Source organism: Corallococcus sp. 4LFB, from assembly GCF_046520365.1.
GTDB classification, from domain to species: Bacteria; Myxococcota; Myxococcia; order Myxococcales; family Myxococcaceae; genus Corallococcus; species Corallococcus caeni.
This window is the reverse complement of record NZ_JBKGHJ010000879.1, coordinates 1-1,964: the sequence shown is the minus strand read 5'-3', so window position 1 is coordinate 1,964 and position 1,964 is coordinate 1. Positions and strand designations below refer to the sequence as shown.

Here is a 1,964-nt window from a genome sequence, read left to right as displayed (position 1 = left end):
CCACGGGGGGCGGCTCCACGGGGACCGGGACTTCCGCGGGCGCGGCGTCCTGCGCGGGCGCGACGTCCACGGGGATGGGCGGCGCGGCGTTCAGCCACTGCTCGATGCCCGGCTTGCTGCTCTGCACGGGCTCCAGCGGCGCGTTGCCCAGCTCGCGGATGAGGCCCTCGAAGTACAGCTTGCTGATGATGCCCAGCGCGGCCAGGTCCTCGAAGTCCGAGTCCTCCACCACGCGCGACAGCGCGCGCTTGCCGTCGAACAGGCGCAAGAGGCCGTTCACCTCGTCGGGGATCTCCGACAGGCGGTCCGCCAGCTGGTGGTAGTCGATCTCGAAGACCGTCTCCAGCGGCGGGAGCTGCTCGAGCATCCGGCCCCACTCGTCCAGCCGGCGCATGCCCTCCATGAGGAGGCCCTGCGTGGAGACCTCGATGCGCTCGGTGCGGTCCAACGTGGTGAACTGCACGTCGAACTGGCCTTCGAACGTGTTGAGCAGGCGGTAGAAGGCGTTCTCGCCCTTGAGCCGGCCCAGCTCCGCGTCGATGACGCGGCCTTCCTTGAAGTAGACGACGCCGGTGCGCTCGCCCTGGATGGAGATGACGCCCGTCTTGCGGCCGATTTCGAAGGTCTGGACCAGGTCCACGACGCCCATGTCGGCGAGGCTTCCCGCGAAGCCGCCCTTGGTCGTCTCGCGCTTCTCGATGCGTTCCTTCTCGGCCTTCTGAAGGATCATCTTCACGCGGGTGACGATCTCTTTGATGTAGATGGGCTTCGTCAGGTAGTCGTCGCCCCCGAGCTCCAGGCCGCGCACCTTGAACTCGACCGACTTCTGGTTCGTCAGGAAGACGAAGGGGATGAACTTGAAGCGCTCGTCGGACTTGAGCTGCTTGCAGAGCTCGAAGCCGTCCATCTCCGGCATCTTGGTGTCCGCGAGCACGAGGTCCGGCGGGCTGATCTGGACCTTCTCCAGCGCATCCTTGCCGTGGATCGCAGTCGTGACGGAGAAGCCCGCCTTCTTCAGGCTGACCTCCATCACGCGCAGACTCTTCGCGTCACCGTCGACGAGGAGCAGGTGCTGCTTGGCCACGTGGCATGCCTTTCAAAACGGGCGGGACGGCGGATCCAACGGACGCGCCCCGTGGGGGCAAGCATCGGGTCCGGCTTTCAGGTGTGTCAATGGGCGGGACTGTCTGGAAAACCGGCCGGTTCCCTTCCTGGAGGACAGGCAGGTCAGCGGAAGAGACCCTTCTTGGGCGGGTTCTTCTTGCGCATGTCGATGAGCCGCAGCTCCTGGTTCGCCTCCAGGTGCTTCGGGTTCGCGCGCACCGCTTCGCGGAAGTGCCGCTCCGCCCGGTCCATGTCCCCTTCCACGCGGGCGATGACGCCCAGCTGGTAGTGGGCGCGATCACAGTTCGGGTCGGTGCGCACCGCATCCGCCATCCACTGTTTCGCGCGGGGCATGTCGGCCTTGCGGCTGGGGTCCATGTAGACGGCCCAGGCGCGCGCCGCCAGGTACAGGGGCTTGGGGTCCAGGCCGTAGGCGCGCTCGTAGTGCTCGCTGGCGGCGACGAAGTCGCGCTTGCGGAAGAAGACCTCGCCCATGCGGAACAGGTCGTCCGCGCTCGTGTCCGCGCGGGCCGCGGCGGGGCTGCCGGGACGGCCGCTGGAGGCCGGGGGCTTGGGGGCGGACTGCGCGCCCTGCTGGGCCAGCTGGTAGTTCTTGCGGCGGGTGTCGTCGTGGAGGACTTCGTAGGCCTCGCGGATGGACTCGAAGACGGCGGTGATCTTCGGCGCCAGGTGGGGCAGCGACGGGGGCAGCCGGTCCGGGTGGAAGACCTTGGCGAGGCTCAGGAAGGCGGCCTTCACCTGGTCGCGCGAGGCATCCTGCGGGACGCCCAGCGTGACGAAGTGGTCCTTCTTCGTCTGGATGTCGGCGTAGCGCTGCTCAATCTGCTGCGCGAGCGGCC

General features: G+C 67.8%; 2 protein-coding genes. Both read right to left on the bottom strand.

What is annotated here, in order from left to right; genetic code table 11:
* Positions 1–1,084 (bottom strand): response regulator (locus ACLEQD_RS42280; protein ID WP_410391619.1); only part of this gene is annotated, 1,084 nt, incomplete at its 3' end.
* A gap of 143 nt (positions 1,085–1,227) precedes the next feature.
* On the bottom strand, positions 1,228–1,964 hold a 737-nt coding region (locus ACLEQD_RS42275), incomplete at its 5' end, for a J domain-containing protein (RefSeq protein ID WP_410391617.1).